Origin of the sequence: Actinobacillus porcinus, assembly GCF_901764995.1 — a bacterium.
GTDB lineage: Bacteria > Pseudomonadota > Gammaproteobacteria > Enterobacterales > Pasteurellaceae > Exercitatus > Exercitatus porcinus.
Genome location: NZ_CABFKI010000001.1, coordinates 296,332 through 316,727 on the forward strand (window position 1 = coordinate 296,332; position 20,396 = coordinate 316,727).

General features: G+C 43.7%; 10 protein-coding genes. 2 read left to right on the forward strand and 8 right to left on the reverse strand.

The window, feature by feature from the left end:
* Positions 1-96: 96 nt before the first annotated feature.
* On the reverse strand, positions 97-1,143 hold the full coding sequence (locus tag E7T07_RS01355; RefSeq protein WP_135709135.1) for a glycosyltransferase family 9 protein: 1,047 nt from the start codon (positions 1,141-1,143) through the stop codon (positions 97-99).
* A gap of 74 nt (positions 1,144-1,217) precedes the next feature.
* Here E7T07_RS01355 and E7T07_RS01360 point away from each other — a divergent pair, with 74 nt between their 5' ends.
* Positions 1,218-1,952, forward strand: a complete 735-nt coding sequence (locus tag E7T07_RS01360; protein WP_135709136.1) for a 3-deoxy-D-manno-octulosonic acid kinase — start codon at positions 1,218-1,220, stop codon at positions 1,950-1,952.
* 391 nt (positions 1,953-2,343) lie between these two features.
* On the opposite strand, the gene E7T07_RS01365 is transcribed toward E7T07_RS01360, so the two are convergent.
* From E7T07_RS01365 to tpiA, 4 genes are all read right to left on the reverse strand, one after another.
* Positions 2,344-13,914, reverse strand: coding sequence for a YadA-like family protein (locus E7T07_RS01365; protein ID WP_135709137.1), 11,571 nt, complete (start codon positions 13,912-13,914; stop codon positions 2,344-2,346).
* A gap of 679 nt (positions 13,915-14,593) precedes the next feature.
* Positions 14,594-15,067 carry a pantetheine-phosphate adenylyltransferase gene (gene coaD, locus E7T07_RS01370; RefSeq protein WP_135709138.1) on the reverse strand — a complete coding sequence of 158 codons (474 nt, stop codon included), beginning with the start codon at positions 15,065-15,067 and terminating at the stop codon, positions 14,594-14,596.
* Entirely contained in the window at positions 15,064-16,341 is a 1,278-nt protein-coding gene (gene waaA / locus E7T07_RS01375; protein WP_135709139.1) for a lipid IV(A) 3-deoxy-D-manno-octulosonic acid transferase, read from the reverse strand. The genes coaD and waaA overlap by 4 nt, the downstream gene beginning before the upstream one ends.
* A 381-nt stretch (positions 16,342-16,722) precedes the next feature.
* Positions 16,723-17,493: a triose-phosphate isomerase gene (gene tpiA / locus E7T07_RS01380; RefSeq protein ID WP_135709140.1), complete on the reverse strand. Its 771-nt coding sequence runs from the start codon at positions 17,491-17,493 to the stop codon at positions 16,723-16,725.
* 178 nt (positions 17,494-17,671) lie between these two features.
* Between tpiA and E7T07_RS01385 the strand changes: the two genes are divergently transcribed.
* Positions 17,672-18,106: a GNAT family N-acetyltransferase gene (locus E7T07_RS01385; RefSeq protein ID WP_135709141.1), complete on the forward strand. Its 435-nt coding sequence runs from the start codon at positions 17,672-17,674 to the stop codon at positions 18,104-18,106.
* Here E7T07_RS01385 and yggU read toward each other — a convergent pair.
* From yggU to corA, 3 genes are all read right to left on the reverse strand, one after another.
* Entirely contained in the window at positions 18,101-18,388 is a 288-nt protein-coding gene (yggU, locus tag E7T07_RS01390; protein WP_135709142.1) for a DUF167 family protein YggU, read from the reverse strand. The genes E7T07_RS01385 and yggU overlap by 6 nt on opposite strands.
* Positions 18,389-18,414: 26 nt before the next feature.
* A complete protein-coding gene (locus E7T07_RS01395; protein ID WP_135709143.1) occupies positions 18,415-18,990 on the reverse strand; it encodes a YggT family protein in 576 nt (191 codons plus the stop codon).
* Positions 18,991-19,110: 120 nt separating this feature from the next.
* On the reverse strand, positions 19,111-20,058 hold the full coding sequence (corA, locus tag E7T07_RS01400; RefSeq protein ID WP_135709144.1) for a magnesium/cobalt transporter CorA: 948 nt from the start codon (positions 20,056-20,058) through the stop codon (positions 19,111-19,113).
* Positions 20,059-20,396: the final 338 nt, after the last annotated feature.

The window sequence follows — 20,396 nt, forward strand, 5'->3', positions numbered from 1 at the left end:
AGTTGTCCTCTAAATAAGCAAACTTGCCATATTTAAACTCAGAGCTGCAAGCAGGGTAAGCCGACTAAGGATAACGCAAATTGAGAGAAATGGGAATTACTTAATGGATGGCAAAATAAGCGAAATTTGTGCTAATACCGCTTTGACTTCAATTTGCGCCATTAAATTTTTGCCTTTGAGTTTCGTTGCCCAAGGCAATGCCGAAGACGGTTTGCCAAACTCTTTTAACGCATTTTGTTCATACACGGAAACCACGTTGTTGAGATTGTGGTAAGGGCCTGTGCGCCAAGGGTTGTGATAGGCGTAAAGTCCGATAACAGGCGTGCCGACCATGGTGGCAATGTGCGCCGGGCCGCTATCTGGCGCGATGACTAAGTTTGCGTTTTTGATTACTGCACAAAGCTCGTCTAAACGGGTTTTGCCGCATAAGTTGATCACTTCAAACGGACAAAGTGCGGTGATTTTTTGGCAAATTTCCATTTCTCGTGGCGCAGGGGAACCACAAAGCACCACATTATGCCCTTGTGCATTTAACCGGGTTGCCACTTCGGCGTAGCGTTCTAACACCCAATCTTTTTCCGCTTTGCTTGAACAAGGGGAAATCACCACATATTGATTTGGTAAATTTAATTTTTGTTGAATATTTTCAGGTAACTTGAGCGACCATTTAGGGATAAACGCAGGGACCCCAATTTTTTCCGCAAAAGCCATAAAACCGTCCATTACGTGGGGATTTTCGGGATCTTGAACTCGTTGATTGACAAAAAAAGCTTGCCCTTCGCGAGCGCGTTTTTCGCCAAAACCAATTTTATATTTCGCTTTAATCCCCAAAGAAAGCAAAGAGGCGCGCACGGCAGTTTGCATATTTAACAACGCATCAAAATGTTGATTGGAAAGCTGTTTCCATAACGCCAACATGCCTTTCAATCCTGCTTTTTTATCGTAAGGCACCAAATTCAACTCTGTGACCGCCGATAAAAGCCCAAATTCTGCTTTGCCTACAATCCACGTAATCTGACATTCAGGGTAAAAACGCTGAATTTCCTGCACCACAGCCAAGGCATGGGTCACATCACCAATGGCAGATAGGCGCAGGATACAAAGGGATTTCGGGGGATTTTGGGGAGTAAATAAAGCTGTCATTTTGAATTCCTAATTTTGCGGATTGGCGGTATTTTAGAGTAGAATGCCGTTGTACGCTAGAAAGGATAGAAAAAATGCTACAAATCCAAGAGAAAAATTGTTTTTACTTATTTAATTTTGACGAACCTAACGCTGATCAAGTGCGGTTCTTTTCGCCGGACTTTTGGCAAGCACAACATCGTATTTTAGGCTCAGCAAAAGGGCGAGGCACCACGTGGTTTATTCAATCGCAAGATCTGTTTGGGGTCAATACCGCATTGCGCCATTATTATCGTGGCGGTTTATACGGCAAATTAAATCGGGATCGTTATTATTTTTCTACCCTTGAACAAACACGAAGTTTTGCCGAATTTCGTTTGCTTGAACGCTTGTATCAAGCGGGGTTAAATGTGCCTAAACCCATTGCGGCAAAAGTAGAAAAAACAGGGTTTTGTGGCTATCGTGCGGATATTTTAACGGAAAAAGTGGAAAATGCCCGCGATTTAACCGCGCTTTTGCAACAGGAAACCTTACCTAAAGCGAGCTGGCAAGCCATTGGCAATATGATCCGAAAAATGCACGATTTAGGCATCTGCCACACGGATTTAAACGCCCATAATATTTTGGTGCAACAGCATAATAACGAGCAAAAAGTTTGGCTCTTGGATTTCGACAAGTGCGGTGAAAAATCGGGCAATTCTTGGAAACAGGGCAATCTTGAACGTTTAAAACGCTCATTTTTAAAAGAAGTGGAACGTATGGGGATTAGCTTTACAGATGAAAATTGGGGTTGGTTAATGGCAGGGTATGGTTTCCCCATCACTATGTAGGAAAAGCCGGTATTATGTAGCACTTGCACAAAAGTTAATTTTAGGAAAATTTATGTACGGGCGAAATATCTTTCGCCCCAGATTGCTGACAAAGGTTATATTTGAGCAATAACCTAGCACGAGCCGTGCTAGGTTCATTAAGCCCAGCCCCGCTGGGGCTGAAAAAAGAGCCGCAGAGCGGCTCAGATTAAGTAACCCTATACGGCTCGTATAGGGTTTGTCAACGGTTTGGGGCGAAAGATATTTCGCCCCAAAACATTCGCGATAATGTGCTTTTGTTACATAGTTATGTGGGCGCATGTGAACGAAATGACGTTCCGTTTGGATCATTGCGGAATGTTCACGGAACTCATTCAACAGGGTAATGACTTACCCTGTTTCATAAGGTAGGTTACCACATATAACCTACACCCACTGTACCCATGACATCGCCACGAGAGTTCGCGCTACCTGTTAACTTCAATTTAATTTTGCTGTTATCAGAGAGACGTGAATAACCCACCGCGACAGCGTTCTCGCTCTTATACGCACTTGCCGCAGCAGCAATCATCGAACGACCTGCTACGTGTACTTCCGGAATACCTGCAAGTGCGGCTGCACCGGCGATACCCGCACGAAGATCTTTATGCTCACGGTCCATTTTTTGGTACACATCCCCAAAACGTTGGTTAATGTTATTTTGTACGCCTTTTAATTGGCTCACATTAACCGCGTCCGTATCGTTCACACCCGGTGCCACGTTCGTGATACGTGTTGGTGAACTTGGGCTACCGACACTTAACTCGTTTGTCGTACTGCCATCTGGATTATGGGCAACACGACCAGTTAAGGTGGCAGGACCGATATTAACGGTATCCGCCGTTACACTATTGAAAGCCACATCTTTCTGCGTTTCGATAGTGTAATTCAAGCCATCTTTAGTGATCTGCATATTGTTGCCGGCTGTCATGGTGACAGTATCGCCCGGATTAACTAAGGCATCGCCACCTTTATCCACAGACACACCGGAACCGACATTAGCAACCGCTGCATTCCAACCGGATTGATTGATCGCATCGGCCACATTTTGTACCGTTGCAACTTTATTCAAGCCAGCTTTCTCGATTGCTTTCTCAGCATCGTAAACAGCTGCTTTCGCCGCATCTTTCACATTTTGTGGAGCATTTTCACCCAATTTTTCAATCGCAGCTAAAGCATCTTGAGCTTTTGCTAGATCATCATTTAATTTCTTAGCATCAGCCGCAGACACAATGCCTTTTAGCGAACCATTTGCATTGTTCGTGATCACGCCAGTATCAACATCTACTTTCACGACAGTTTTCGTTGAAACTTCACCGTTTGGATCGATGGTTTTCACCGTACCTGTGCTAACTGTTGTGCCTTTACCGTCTGCAAAACGAAGCTCATCGTTCGGGTTCACTTTCTCATCTGAGTTATTGAAATCAACACCTGATGTATCGGTTTCTTTACCCACAGTGAAGCCGGATTCTTGGATCGCTTTCGCAACGGTATGACCATCAACTAACTTGTTACCGTTATTGACAACGTTCTCACCATTGTTACCCACAACGTCATTGCCAAGTGCGGTTGTACCCTCTTTCGGTTTACCTGTTGTCGGATCAATATCTTCTTTCTTGAAGTATTCGTCCCCAACTTTAACCACATCAGTGTCTTTACCGTCAATCTTAACAGTACCTTCGTTAGCACCAATTACCTCACCTTTTTCAAGAGAAACGGTAATCTCACGAACGCCGTCTGCTGTTGTTTTACCGGTTACAGAAATACCGTTTTCACCTTTGAAATCTACTTTATTCGCATTTTTCACTGTATCAACGTATTCGTTACCGCTTGCAGAAACAATCCAGCCCATATTAGCCGCATCTTTCACCGTTAAAGCACTGCTTGCCAATTTCTCAGCTGCGGCTTTTTCTTCTGGTGTTGCAGTATCAGCTAAAGGCTTATTAACGTTGCTTAAATCAACCAAAGTATCTTTACCTGTTTGTTTATTCGCAACAGGGTTGCCGTCTGCATCTACTGTCAATGGTTTCGTTGCCACTTCTTTCGTGTCTAACGCTGACGCAATGCCGTTGATTTGTGAGTTCTCGCCTAAGCTGTCTTTCACATTTAACGCACTTGGTGCATCTTTATCAGATTTGTCACCAGCAATATCAGTATGACTTGTACCTACACCTTTGTCTGATGTTAATTTAACAGGTACAGTATCTGATTTTTCTCTGTCTACTGTTGCTGTTGGTACGTTATCTAGGTTCTTAGTACCATCAGCTTTTTCAGGTGCATTATCATACGCGCCTTTCTTATAGAAGTTGTCGCCAACTTTTACTAACTCATTACCGTCTTTATCTTTATAAGTCGGTTCTGCTTTACCTACTTCAACACTGTTAAAGTTCACGTCATCTTTTGTTGCGTAAGTCACTTTACCGTTCGCTTCTTGTTTCACGGTTAAGTTTTTACCTGCCACCATTTCAACAGTTTCACCCGGGTTGATTAACTCTTCCCCTGTGCTTGCTGTATCTTTCTCACCACCAGTCGTAGCTGATGTTTTTAAGGTAAAGCCTGTGTTATTAATCGCATTCGCAATATCCTGAGCTGTTGCAACTTTATTTTCCAACTTCGCTAAATCTTCAACCTTAACCGGTGAATTTTCACCACCAAGTGCGGTCGTTAATTCGTTTGTTTTTGCTGTAACTGCAGCTTCTAACTCAGCTTTCTTCGCATCATCCTTATTGTTCGCTAATGCCTCTTTCGCAGCATTCAAGGCAGCGAGTTTGTCTGTGATCTCTTTGATCTGATCATCAGTCTTATTCGCTGCTTTTAAGGCTGTTTCAATCGGTCCAGCAACCTTACCGGTATTAATAGCAGGTTTCGGAGCATCTGCCGTTGAGGTTGGATCTTCTTTGGTCACTGTCGTTACCTTACCAGTATCCACATTCACCTTCACATTTGATACTTGTCCGTCTGTTGTTACTTCAACTTTCGTACCTGCACCATCTACAAAGTTCACGGTGTCATAAGGTTTCACAAAATCAACCGCACTTCCGTTGCCTTGTAAGTTCCAGCCTGCATTCAATACATCGCCTACTGTCGCTGCATTGTTGTTGATTTTCGCTGCGTTAGTTGGGGCTTTCTCTGCTTTAGTCGGTGTTTGACCTGCGGTCGTTGTGCCGTCTTTGTTAATCAACGTATCGCCTGAAGTGGTTGGCGTTAAGTTGCTGCCCACGTTGCTAAGCGTAGTCGGTTTGGTTGCGTTATCACCGTTGTTCATTGACGCAATAATGTCGCCTTTTGCAATCGGTTGAACTTCTGCGACCGCTTGTCCGTTTGCATCAACAATGCTGCCGTCCGCTTGTTTCACAGAACCTTTCGGATAACGTTTACCGTCAATCACCACACTGTCCGCCGGATAGAAGTTACCATCGTCTGCTTTCGTAACCTTGTTACCATTCGCATCGGTATACACCACCGGATTTTGTGCGCTTTCAACCGTATTTTGAGCGTTCACATCTACTGTGATTGTACGAATGCCATCTTTGGTTTCACCTTTCACCGTTGCTAAACCTGTGCCGACAAAGTCCACTTGGTTCGCATTTTTCACTGCGTCTTTATAGCCGTTGCCCGTTGCTGACACAATCCAGCCCATATTGGCTAAGTCGCCTACCGTTGCTGCGGCATTTTTGTTAATCGGTGCAGTATTTGTGCCGACTAAATCAACCAAGTCGATATTTTCTGTCGTGCCGCCGCTGCCTGTCGGTGAAGTCGGAACTGCTTTCGTGTTCAAGCTCGAACCGACGCCGGTAATTTGCGTTGGTTTGCCGTCTGCCGACGTGATATTTAATGCCGTGCTTGGTTGGTTGTTACTGTTATTAGTTGCCGGTTTCGCCGCCTCCGCTGTCATATTCACTGCCGGTTTAGTCGCTTTCACAACATCGCCTGCTGCAACTTCTTGACCGTCTGCTGTGTAGTATTTGTCGCCCACTTTGTTCACCGGTGTGCCGTCTGCTTTTTGGTACGCCGGTTCTCCAACGGTTACGCTGTTAAATTCAGGGGTCGCCGAAGTTCTGAACGTGAAGTTTTGACCATCTTGCGCAATCTCAATGTTTTTACCTGCTTTTAAGCTCACGGTTTCGCTTGGTTTCACTAACTCTTTATTTGAGCCACTTACCACGCCGCCGTTGGCTTCGGCAATCACATTCCAGCCACTGTTGTTAATCGCATTTGCCACGTCTTGCGCTGTCGCAATTTGGTTATTTGCTTTATCCAACGCTTTTTGAGCCGCTTGTACATTTTTCGTCGCTGCTTCTTTCGCTGCTTCGTCTGTGCCGGCGTTCGCTTCGTCTAACGCTTTTTGCGCTGCCGCTAACGCTTCTTGTGCCGCTTTTGTCGGATTTTCCACGCCGCCGTTTGCGTTATTGGTTAAACCTACGGTATCCACATTCACTTTAACAGTTGATACTTTTCCGTCCGCATCTGTACTTACATCCACTTTCGTACCTGCACCATCTGCAAAGTTCACTGTGTCATACGGTTTCACAAAATCTTTCGCTTCGCCGTTGCCTTGTAAGTTCCAACCTGCATTCAATACATCGCCCACTGTCGCTGCATTGTTGTACATTTTCTTCACATCATCTGCTGTTGGTGCAGTTTGTGATTTCGTTGGTGCGTCAGCTGTTGTGTCGCCTAACTTACCATTGGTTTCTGTTGCGTCATCTTTGTTGTAAGTCGGTGCTAAGTTGCCATCTACATTCGATAATACCATCGGTGTAGTTGTACGGTTGTTTCCATCGTTCATTGACGCAATCACAGTTGTTGCAGGAGCAACATCTGCATTGTCTTTGGTGTATTTATTAGCAGTTTTATCGTAAGTTGCACCTTCAAGGTCAGCTGGTTTATAGAATTTACCATCTTCCCCCTTAACAAGTTTTTCACCATTTTCATTGGTGTAAACCACTGGCGTTTGTGCCGCTTCAACTGTTTTTTGTGCATCCACATTAACGGTAATTGTACGAACACCGTCTTTCGTTTCACCTGTTACAGTCGCTAAACCTTTGCCCACAAAGTCTACTTTGTTTGCATTTTTCACTGTGTCGGTATATTCATTACCGCTTGCAGACACAATCCAGCCCATGTTAGCAATATCGCCTACAGTAACCGCAGAAGATTCCCATTTCGCTTTTGTATCTGGGTCTGTCGGTGCGGTTAAATCAACTAACTTATCTGTAGCTGTAGTTCCTGTTGTGCCAGTCGGTTTGGTTGCTACTTCTTTCGTGTCTAACGCTGACGCAATGCCGTTAATTTGTGAATTATTACCGTTGCTGTCTTTCACTGATAATGCACTATCTACATTGGTTGTCGTCGGCTGAGCATTTTCTCCTGCTGGTGTATGCGTTGTATCACGACCGTCCACTCTCTCGAAGTTCACTGTCGGATCTTTCAGTTTCACATTGTCAGCAGCAATTTCTGATGCTTGTGGAGTAGCATCATTAACCTGAGTCAGATCTGTATCCGCTGGATAAACTTTTCCGTCTTTCTCCACAACACCTTTTTCATAATATTTGTCACCGATTTTCACCACTTCTTTAGTAGGGTCATCTTTCTTAACAAATGTCTCTTTACCGATTGATGCTGTAGTAAAGTTCACATTCTCTTTCGTTGCATAAGTCACTTTACCGTTCGCTTCTTGTTTCACGGTTAAGTTCTTACCTGCAATCATTTCAACTTTATCACCCGGATTGATTAACTCATCATCACCCGAAATCTTCTCGCCGCCATTTGCACTGGTTTTGAGTGTAAAGCCTGATTTGTTAATTGCCTCTGCTACATTTTGAGCGGTTACAACTTTATTTAAGCCAGCATCGTTTGCATTCTTTTCAGCTTCTGCAAGTTTTCGATTAGCCTCTGCTCGTGCATCATCAGTTTGGGCTTCTGCTAATTCTTTCTTCGCATCTTCAATAGCTTTAGTTAAAGTTTCAACATTTTCTACAGGATTATTAACTTTGCCATCTGTATTGGTTAAAGTAGTTGTATCAATATTAACCTTAACATCTGAGCTTTCGCCGCCATCAGCAGTGGTTACAGAAACGGTTGTACCAGCACCATTAACAAAATTCACTTTATCACCTGCTTTGACTAAGTCTTTTGTGGTGCCATTTTCTTGAACTCGCCAACCTGCGGTGTTAATCATATCCTTAACGTTGCCTGCGGTTGCGAAGCCACCAGCATTGTTATTTGGAGCAATAGTAATCTTACCTGATGGTTCACCTGTTCCAGTGCCACCAGTGTTATTAACCAATTCTGCTTCCAATGTAGTTAATACTTGAGCCAACGGTTTGATGGTAATGACACGTTTACCGTTTTCATCCGTTTTACCATTTACCTCAATACCTTCACCTTTAAACTCAACTTCATTAGCGTTTTTCACCACATCAGAATAGCCGTTACCCTGAGCACGAACCACCCAACCCATATTTTGCAAATCGCCAACTGTTGCGGCTGCATTTTTATTAACAGGTGCATCTGTTGTGCCTTCTAAATTCAGCAACTCTTTGTTTTCTGAAGGAACTGGATTAGCTGTTGAACCTGTTGGATTGGTTGATACTTGCTTCATATTTAAAGACGAAGCAACATTACCCAATTTAGTTGGGTTGCTTGTGGTGTTATCTGCAGGATTAACCACTTTAACAGAAGTTGGAGCATTCTGTACGGTTGCAGCATTATTCGGCACGCCATTGGTTACCTCACTTGCTTTGTACCAGTTATTGTCGTTGCCTTTAACTAAAACATCGCCATTTAGGTTAGTTGGAGCTAACAAAGTATTTACTTTAACATTCGACACTTTGCCGTTTTCATCGGTAGTCACATCAACAGTCGTACCCGTACCGTTTACAAAGTTCACCGTGTCATAAGGTTTCACAAAGTCTTTCGCTACGCCATTGCCTTGTAAGTTCCAGCCAGCGTTGAGTACATCACCGACAGTTGCGGCATTGTTGTACACTTTGCTTGCATCAACTGGTGCTAAAGTTGCTGATTTTGTTGGTGTATCAACAATTTCAGTTGTTGGTTTACCATTAACGGTGCTGTTTGTACCATCGCCAATTTTGTTGTCACCTTTGTTGTAAGTCGGTGCTAAATTACCTTTTACATTAGACAATTGTTTTGGATTGTTAGCGATATTGTCGCCGTCATTCATTGACGCAATCACAGTTGTTGCAGGAGCAACATCTGCATTGTTTTTGGTGTATTTATTAGCAGTTTTATCGTAAGTTGCACCTTCAAGGTCAGCTGGTTTGTAGAACTTACCATCTTCACCTTTCACCAACTTATTGCCGTCTGCATCGGTATAAACCACAGGCGTATCTGCTGCTTCAACGGTTTTTTGTGCGTTTACATCAACAGTAATGGTACGAATACCCTCTTTAGTTTCACCTGTCACTTTCGCTAAATTTGTGCCAACAAAGTTAACTTCGTTTGCATTCTTCACAACATCAGAATATGCGTTGCCAGTCGCTTTAACCACCCAACCCATATTTTGCAAGTCGCCAACTGTTGCGGCTGCATTTTTGTTTACAGGGGCTTGTTCAGTACCGTTTAGATTAACCAATTTCTCACTGCCAGCAGGCGTACCATTCTCTTTATTACCGTCCTTGTCAACATTAATATCTTGCGTATTCAACACTGAACCCACGCCTGTGATTTGCGTTGGTTTGCCGTCGGTAGATTTAATATCTAGCGCCGTTGTTGGTTTGTTGGTGTCAGGATTATTTGTTGCTGGTTTTGCATTTTCAGTTTTTAACTCAACTGTTTTTTTAGTGTCTGTTCCTGTTCCAGTTCCAGTTGTTCCAACTTTAACTGTGTTAAATTCAACATTATCTTTAGTCGCATAAGTAATCTTACCGTTCTGATCTTGTTTAACGGCCATATTTTTACCTGCAACCATTTCGATTACATCACCCGGATTAATCACTTCGTCACCGGTTTGTGTACCAGTGAGTTTTTCGCCTTGATTTTCTACCGCACTTGACTTCAACGTAAAGCCAGAATTATTGATTGCATTGGCAATATTTTCTGCGGTAACCAATTTGTTTTTGTCGCCTTCAGCTGGAGCATCAACTTTGCCGTCTTTACCATCTACTAACGTATTGTTGTCACCCACTTTTTTCTCATCTTTAAGCGTTGTGGTTTCAACAGAAATGGTTACGGTAGAAGTTGCACCATCGGTATTTTCTCCTGCAACCTTAACCGCACCATCACCTTTAATATTTACGGTGTCATAAGGTTTCACGAAATCAACCGCTTGATCTTGTGTTTTTAAGTTCCAACCAGCATTTAACACATCACCCACGGTTGCGGCGTTGTTGTTCGCTAAATTATTTGGTTTAGACGCTTCTGTTGTCGGTGCATTTGTATCCTTTTTAGCACCATCTAAGTTGCCGTCTAAATTGCTAATCGTACCGCCGTTTGTACCGCTTGTAATGGTTACCGGTTTATCGGCATCACCTGCTTTATCGCCCACGGTAATGCTGTTCGGTGCGATTGTGGTTGTGCTGGTACCATCTGTAGTCGTGATGTTAGTTGGCGAAAGTTTGCTGACGTTATCACCATCTTTAGCGGTCACTTCTTTAAACTCAGGTTTTTCTGCGAATTGGATTTGTACGCCATCGTTATCTACAACAGTTTGGATATTTTGGGCAGAGTAAGTGCCGTCCGTTGCAGTATTGCTGCTATCACGAGTTAAGTTTTTGCTTGTTTTTGAACCTGCGATATTTAAAGTTTCGCCAAGCTGAACTTGTTTACCGTCGCCGCCAGCATATTGTTTATCCAAGTTTTTCGCATCAGTGTCTTTGTTGCTGTTTGCGGTAACTGTGAATGGCGTTGCTGCTTGTTTTGCCACATAGTAAAGTTGTGAGCCGTTGATCGCATCGGTTGAAGTGTTGGAAATTTCGCCTGCAGCCACGTTCATTATACGGCGTTCTTCGCCGGCTGAACCCACAGTTACGGCACCTTTCGCTGTCGCACCGGCAAAGTCGCCATAAGTTACGCCAAATAGTTCTGCATTAGTAACGGTGCCTTTTGAACCTGCTGTGCTTGTGCTACCCGCAACATTTCCTTTAGTGAGGTTTTTCACTGTACCAACATTATTTTTGGTAATCGCTACATCACTGTCTTTAACGGTGCTGTCATTACCCAAATACACTGAATTTTCTACGGTTCCAAAGTGATCTGCGCCTTCAACGCCCACACCACTACCCAACACATAAGTGTTGTTCGTGTTGATGTAGTTGTTGTTACCCACAACGCGTGAATTTTCCACCGCACTTTCGTTAGTTAAGTCGTCTGCAGTTTGGAGTTTGCCGTCTACGTAAGTCGCCGTTGCGCCGATTTGGTTGTTGTTACCAAATGCGCCTACGTTTTTCGCTTGTGAACCGACTGCGTTGCCGTAGCCCACAGCGATAGATTGGTTACCTCTGACTTTAACATCTTTACCAATCGCAACAGATTTTTCACCGCTTGCTTCAATGTTTGAACCCAACGCCACAGCGAAACTTGTTGCATTCGCTGCTAAGAAAGCTGCCAATTGCGTTTTGGCGTCACTAATTTTGCCATCAAGCGTGGCAATCTCTGCTTCGCTAGTTTGTTTATCTGTGGTCGCTTTCGCTTGGTCTTTCGCTAATTTGTCGCGTTGTTCTTGAACAAGCTGTTTCGATGCCACCATTTTCGTGCGTTGCTCATTCAAACGCGCCAATTCGTCAAGGTTACCGGTCGCTTCCTTAATTTTGCGCTCCAAGTCTGCCAAGCTTAGCGTGTAGTTAGCTAACTCTGTTCGTAAGATTGGCAAGCGACTTTCCGCCAATGATATGGTTTTCTTTGCGGCTTCTAACTTATCTTGAGCTTTTTGGCGATCTTCTTTGTGTTTCGCTAATGCTTTATCGATAACCACCATTTCAGCGTATTGCTTTTCCGTTAAGCCGGTGAGGGTGTTATGACCCACGGCTACTGCCGCTTCGCCAACCGCACGTGCGGCTACACCGGCTGTTGTGGCATATTTGCTTCTTGCCCCTGCGGTTTCCGCTAATTTACCTTTGTTGGTTACGGTGTTGCCCTCTTCTTGTGTGCCGGTGCCATCGTTCGTATGGAAATGGCTAGACTCTATTTGATAGCCTAATTCATAGGTTGCGATATAAAGCTGTGAACCGTTGATTGCATCGGTTGAGGTTGGTGAAATTTCCCCTGCTGCCACGTTTTGAATACGTTTTTCAGCACCGGCATACCCCACAGAAACCGCCCCCACAGCTGTCGCCCCGGCGAAGTCACGATAAATAAGACGACCAACATAGGCTTTATCCACCGTACCGGTTGAACCGCCGGTTGTGGTGTTACCACGCGTAAATTGCTTATCGGTTTCGCCATCCGCATTTACCCCTGGGGTTTTATTTGGATCGTAGCTTTTATAGTTGCGTAATGTCCCCTCCCATGCGCCTGTAGTGAGGTTTTCTTTTAAGTCGCCATAACTTGTGGTAACAATAGAACCGGCACCTAATGCAACCGATTTCGTGCCAAGCACATCCACACCCACATAAGCACCCGCACCAATTGCTACGGCATCATCGCCTAAAGCACGTGGTGCATCATAACGGGTTTCGCCTAGCGTAGAGTCTGGGCGGTTGGTGTAAGTACCAATCGCAACAGAGCGGTCGCCCGAAGCAACTGCCAAAGACCCCACACCAATCGCACGTTCACCCGTGGTTACCGTTGCCACCCCTAAAGCCAACGACTCTTTAGACATCGCGGAGGCTGCCGTACCGATTGCCACCGCACCATCCTCCATCGCAATCGCTTTTGCCCCCTGCGCAATCGCACCTACACCAGCAGTGGTAGTTTTTTGATAAGGGTTATAAAACGCGTTGATATACGCATCCACACTACTCTGACCCATTTTGCTGGCTAACGCATCTAGGCTAGATTGTGCAGCAGCGTTTAGATCTGCCTCAGATAAATTCGGATTTGCTGCCAAGGCTTCTGCTTTAAATTTGGCTAATAAACGCGCTCTATAATTTAATGGATCGCCCTTTGCAAATGCCACTGCAGCGCGAATCTCATCATCGCTACTATCCGCATTAATAAGAATGACATCTTTATTCTCTTTTAATCGTTCATATACGTTAGCACTGATAGGTGCTCCAGTGAGTGACAATCCCAAGAGTCTTATTAGACTCTGTTGCTCTGTGGTTAATGCTTTACTTGAATTCACCCCACTAATAGCTCGTGCAAACACCACGGTTTTCGTTGTCTCGCCTGTCGCGTTAGGATCCGCTGAGGTTAATGTTGCAGTATAAGAGAGAGCTGCCGGTGCCCCTGTCGTTCCTGCATTTTTAGTCTCTACTTTGACATAAGGGTTAGAAACCATTTCTTCCTGTGCGGCATCATAAACAAAGGTCGAATATTCGGTATTCGCCCCATTTCTCTTATTGGTAGAAATAGTTTTTATCCCGGTATCATCGCTACCTATCGCAATCGATGAGTAACCTTTTGCCTCCACCTCATTACCGATTGCGGTAGCTTGTTGCATCGTTGCTTTAGATTGAGAACCAAAAACAGTTGTTTGTGTTCCATTTGCTGTGTTACCTGACCCAACTGCTACAGCATTTTTACCATTTGCATATGTACCCGATCCTATTGCTACTGTTCCTAAACTACCTGTTCCAACTGTAGCACCTCCTATTGCAACGGTGTCGTCTTTGGTTTCTATTTTGACATTTTCTCCACCAGATACAACGTTAACCCCAATTACTGTTGCAACTTCCGCTGCTTCCGCCACAGGCACAGCCAACACTGCCGCTGTTGCCACCGCCGCCACAAATGATTTCATTTTCCCTTTTGAACGCGTTAATTCTGAACACACCGCGATTTCGCCATCGTGTCTGCGTTTTGTCATAAAGATTTTGTTCATAAAAGCCTTACCTTAAAAAATTATTCGTATTCCTAAAGAATTTTGTTCACACCCATTGCGCGAGGTCTTGGTATATAGCAGTACACTACATCACACCGCGCAAAATCAGGTTGATTCACCATGTTATTGCTCGTCTAATTTTTCCCACAAAAAAAATGTTATCCATATTTTATTCCATGAAAAATAACAAGTAAATCAACAGGTACAAATTAGCACTCTAATTCACCGCACTTATGGACATAAGGCGACTTTCTAAGCAAAAATTTACATAACTTTACATATCAAACCCGTTTGCAATCCTTAAAATTCTTTTTTCCGGGGATTTTTTTGGGGATATATTGGGGAATAGTGGGGGATTTTGGGGGAAATATTTTTGTCCCCAATCAATCACAGGAACATCAGGGCGAAAAATATTTCGCCCCTACGATGTATGGCGATGACACCGACAACACCATGACGTAATTGATTAGACGTGAACCGTAGGGGCGAAATATCTTTCGCCCCAAAACATTCGCGATAAATCAGGGCGAAAAATATTTCGCCCCTACCATGTTGTTTTTTCATCCATCCTACGCCGTTTTTACGTTCTCGGACAGGGATAAACCCTGTCCCTACGACACAGAGGGTGGTGAAAGCCGTTCTTTGTATTGTTGGAAAGTATTTTTTAGAAATAGGTGCTCTAAGCTTTCTTCTTTAACCCTTCCAACACCGCCTGTGGCACAAACTGGCTCACATCGCCGCCGTGTAAGAAAATTTCGCGCACAATGGTGGAGGATACGTAAGACCATTGTTCGGTGGTGGGCAAAAATAAGCTTTCAACGCCTTGGGTAAGGGTGCGGTTTAAATGGGCTAGTTGAAGTTCATATTCAAAATCCATTGTGGTGCGCATTCCGCGGATAATGGCGGTAATTTCTAATTTATTGACCACATTGGCGAGTAAATCAGAAAAACCAATGACGCGGACATTGGCTAAGTGGGCGCAGGATTTTTCCACTAATTGCACGCGTTCTTCCAAATCGAATAGCGGCTTTTTGCTTGGGCTGGCAGCAACGGCAACAATCAGGTTGTCGAATAATTTTGCGCTGCGTTCAATAATATCTAAATGCCCGTTGGTAATAGGGTCGAATGTGCCGGGGTAGATGACTGTGGTCATAATGCTTTCTCTAAATAAGGTGTTAATAAGTCCATTAAACGTTGTAATGCACCGCGGTTTTCCATTAATACGCTGAAACCGGCATTGCCAAGTTGTTCGCGTAAGGTTTTGTTATCTAAACAAGTTTGAACAGCTTGGGAAAGTGCGGTTGGGTTTGCGTCAATTTCAATCATTCCATTCACTTGTTTTAATTTAGCAAACACTTCAGGGAAGTTAAAGGTGTGTTTGCCGCTAATAACAGGGCATTTGAACGCCAGCGGTTCAAGGGGATTGTGTCCGCCGCGCTTGATTAGACTTCCGCCCACAAATGCCACATCAGATACGCCATACATGAGCATCAATTCGCCCATGGTATCACCGAGTAAGATTTGAGTTTGCTGATCGGGCAGAATACCTGTGGAACGGCGGATCGAGCTGAAATTGCCTTGTTCAATCAGTTCAGCCACCGTATTGAAATGTTCAGGATGGCGCGGCACTAAAATCAGCAGTAAATCAGGGTAGATTGCCAATAAAGTGCGGTGGGATTTTAGGATAATTTCTTCTTCGCCGGCGTGCGTACTGGCGGCAATCCAAATGGGGCGATTGCCGAGCGCAGCTTTGAATTCGCTAATTTTTTGCGTTAATTCATGGCTAATATGCAAATCGTATTTGATATTGCCTGTCAGGCTTAATTTGCCTTGGTAGCCGATCTGCTGATAACGTGCACCGCTAAAGTCATCTTGTGGGGCAATGAGCTCAATTTCATGCAACATTTCGCGCAGGCAGTTTTTCACTTTGCCATAACGGCGCGCTGAGCGTTCGGATAAGCGAGCGTTGGCGATAATAAAGGGGATTTGCTGTTGATGTAAGCCGTGAATTAAGTTTGCCCAAAGTTCGGTTTCTATCACAATACAAACCTTTGGTTGCACAAAACGAATAAAACGACGCACGGCGCCGGGTAAATCATAGGGCAGAAAAACGTGTGTGACATGATGACCAAAAGCAGATTTTACCCGTTCGGAACCGGTGGGGGTCATGGTTGTGACCGTAATGGCAAGTTTCGGGTATTTTGTTTGGATGGCTTTAATCAATGGTGTGGCGGCGATGACTTCCCCAACCGAAGCCGCGTGAATCATTACGCCCTGCGGTTTTGGTGCCAACATTGTGCCATAAAAGCCATAGCGTTCTTTTAACCGTGAGCGATATTTCGGGGCTTTTAGGCTACGAAATAGCATAAACAGTAAAATAAACGGCTGTAAAATGTACATTAACAGGGTATAAATTAAACGCCACATAAATTTATCATTGTTAGTAATAACAGAGTTATGCTGTTGTACATGATAATTTGTAGGGGCAAATCACATTTGCCCCAAATCCATTGTGGGATTGGGGCGAAAGATATTTCGCCCCTACAGTCATCATCAATGGATTTTGTACAACAAGATCATCTCGTCATAATAAAAAAGTGCGGTCAATTTTAACCGCACTTTCGATGTCTTTAATATTCTGTAGCACCAGCACAAGACGGTCGTTGAGCTTGTCGAAACGTAAGTCTTGTGCAAAGTCGCTGAAATTCCTTATGGTTCGACAAGCTCACCAACCGTGGTTCGACAAGTTCACCAACCGTCATTTCAGCTTTGTGCGATTGCTACGTAATATAGGATCTCCAACAAAACCTACGCTTTTGCGGCTGCCGCTGCTTTCACAATTACTGCAAATGCAGGGGCTTTTAATGATGCGCCGCCTACTAATGCACCATCGATATCCGGTTGTGTGAATAATTCTGCTGCGTTAGCATCATTCACAGAACCACCGTATTGGATGATGACTTGATCCGCGACTGCTTGTGATTTTGCCGCGATATGACCACGGATGAATGCGTGAACGGCTTGCGCTTGTGCAGGAGTTGCTGATTTGCCTGTACCGATTGCCCAAATTGGTTCGTACGCGATCACCGCGCCGTTAAATGCTTCAACGCCTAATGCATTGATCACGGCGTCAATTTGACGTGCGCAAACTTCTTCGGTTTTGCCCGCTTCGTTTTCCGCTTCAGATTCACCGATACATAAGACAGGCACTAAACCGGCTTCTTTTAACGCACCGAATTTTTTCGCGATAAATTCATCGCTTTCTTTGTGGTAAGTACGGCGTTCTGAGTGACCGATGATGATATATTTTGCACCGAAATCTTTTAACATCGCCGTTGAAATATCACCAGTAAATGCACCTTGTACATTGACATCCACGTTTTGTGAACCTAAGGCAATTTGACTACCGGCAAGGGCGGCTTCTGCTTCTGCAAGATACATAACAGGTGGTGCAATTGCAACATCACAACCGTTAACGCCTGCTAATTCTGCTTTTAAACCTTCGATTAACTCTTTAGTAAACGCTTTGCTACCGTTTAATTTCCAGTTACCCATGACTAATGGTTTACGAGCTGCCATTTTATTTTCTCCATATTTAGTAAAAAACAGACGCGCTTAATATACCAAAAAATTAGGGGTAATTTTGGCTTTTTTCACTATTTTTTGATCTAAGTAGTGCTAAATTTAGTTTTAGCGGTTACAATCTACTGGATAGTTTTGTTATTTTTTAATCAATTTTAACTAAGTGAACCGAATTATGCGTATTTTCAAAGCCGAACAATGGAATGTGCCCGCCCTTTTGCCGCTTTTTGAAGAATATCGTTTAGCCCACGGAATGTTAGAAAATCCTGACCGCACTTTAACGTTTTTAAGCAATCGTATTCGTTTTGGTGAAAGTATTTTTTTCATTGTGATGGATGAAAATGAAAAAGCAGTCGGTTTTATTCAATTGTATCCCTGTCTTTCTTCTCTTCAATTACAACGCTATTGGCAGCTGACAGATATTTTTGTGCAAGCAGGAAAATATCAGAATGAAATTTATAAGGCATTGATTGAAAAAGCCAAAGAGTTTGTCGCCTTTACGCAATCTACACGTTTAACGGTGGAGCAAGATATGCAACAACGCGGGATTTTGGAATCGGAAGGGTTTCGTTTAAACCCGAAAAAAGCGATGTTTGAATTAAGTTTATAATAAGTGTTGTATTTCATCAGGCACTAATTTTGGCGCTGGAATAAACACTTGTTTATGTCGATTGAGTTCTCCTTTCTCTAAAATAATTGCACTTTTAGGTACTTTAAACGCCTTACTAAGGTATTTCAATAAATGCGCATTTGCCGCGCCATCAATGGGTGGTGCGGTGATGCTGATTTTGAGTTCATCATCATGCAAGCCAACAAAGGCATCTTTGCTGGCTTTGGGTTGTAAGAATATCCGTAAGCGAATGCCTTCGGGGGTTTTTTCTACGGCAGCCATAAAATCTCTCGCTATTTTCACCGCACTTATGCCCAAGACCAAAGGGTTGGGAATAAATCATACATTACGCGATTGAGCCAAAATAAGGCAAAGGCTAAGATCATTGGTGAGAAATCGATCATGCCTGTTTGAGGTAAAAAGCGGCGAATTGGGCGAAGCACCGGTTCGCTGAGTTGGTAAAGTAAATAGCTTAGTGCATCATTTCCACGGCGGAACCAGCTTAAAATGGCACCGATAAAAATGACGTATAAAATCATTTGCCCAAAATTGCTGAGAATACTCAATACGCCAATCAGCGCAATTTCAATCAGGTTAGTGACGATGCTTTCAAAGGATCCCACACCACCTAGAAACCACATTGCAGGAACTTTGGCGCAACCTAAAATAAAAACCAACGTCAGCGCGGCAAGATCTACACCTTTAATCGGTTTGAGGGCTTTGCGTAAAGGCTTTAATGCCGGATCGGTGGCGCGTACAACCGCTTGGGAAATGGGATTATAAAAGTCCGCTTTGCTATATTGCAACCACATACGCAACATCAAAATTAAGCTATAGACATTGATAATGGTGAAAGCGAGATATTGAATCGAGTTAAAGCTCATTAGATTGTTCCTTGATAAGAAAAAGTTGGTTTTAAGATAAGGGTAATGCGGGAAAAATTCAAGGGAAGGGCGCAAAAGGTTCGTTGTATTGTTAGAAACCTTTTGCGCCATTATTTATTGTTACAACCAACCTTTACGTTTGAAGTAAATATAAGGCGTCAGCGCGGCGGCGATCATCAAACCGATTGCCATTGGGTAGCCATATTTAAAATGAAGTTCCGGCATAAATTCAAAGTTCATACCGTAGGTGGATGCCACTAAGGTTGCCGGTAGGAACATCACCGATACCACCGAGAAGAATTTCATAATTTTATTCTGCTCAATGTTGATATAACCCATTGCCGCTTGCATTAAAAAGTTTACTTTTTGGAACAAGGATTCATTGTGCGGTTGCAAGGACTCAATATCTCGCAAAATTTCGCGTGCCTGTTCTAACTGGTTGGCGGGCAAGCGGGTTTTGCGCACTAAAAAACTTAAGGCGCGTTGCGTATCCATCAAACACATCCGCACTTTGGAGCTGTTATCTTCTTGTTCGGTTAAGGTGCTTAAGGCGTCATTAAAGGCTTCCCCTTGTTTGCCGTCCAAAATAACCCGGCTTAATTTTTCCAGCTCAGAATAGCCTGTTTCAATCACATCCGCTAATTGCTCGATTTTAGTTTCAAATAAGTCAAGCAACACTTCATAGGCATTACATTCTTCTAAACGTTGATAGCGTGAACGCATACGATATAAACGAAACGCCGGTAATTCACGATCGCGCAAGGTAAATAGGCGACCGTCACGGATGGTAAACGCCACAGAAGCCAAATCCGCGTAGTCATCTTCGTCTTCGCAATAAAAGAATGAGTGTAAGTGCAAACCGTCTTCGTCTTCAAAGAAACGGGCGGATGCTTCGATGTCTTCCAATTCCAAGAACGAGGCGAGACTTTGCCCTAACCCTTCTTGTAATTCCGTACGTTCTTCTTCCGTAGGTTCAATGAGATCAAGCCAAATTGCGGTATCGAGTTCGGCTTGTTCTTCGTCCAAACGTGTAAGACGAGCGTTTTCTAGTGCAAATGCGTTAATCATTGTTTCATACTCCGTTAGTATGAACAAACAAGATGAACATTACGCAAACCATGGCAAAAGTGCGGTCAAAATTGCGTGTATTTTTGATACCAATTAAGGCGGAGATAACTTATCCGCGAACGTGTCGCCGATAAGTCAAAAGACAGGCGACAGTTTAAAGTGAAAGTCGGTATCGACTATGACTGTCCAAAGTGTGTGTCCTCAAGTAAAAAAATCGAGCGCATAATACGCTCGAAATGGGGTTTCGTCAAGAATATCGAATGAGTCTTGAATTGTCAAACCAAGTGCAACGATTTTTTGAAGTAAACTTCATAAGGTGTTTTCCAACCTAAACATTT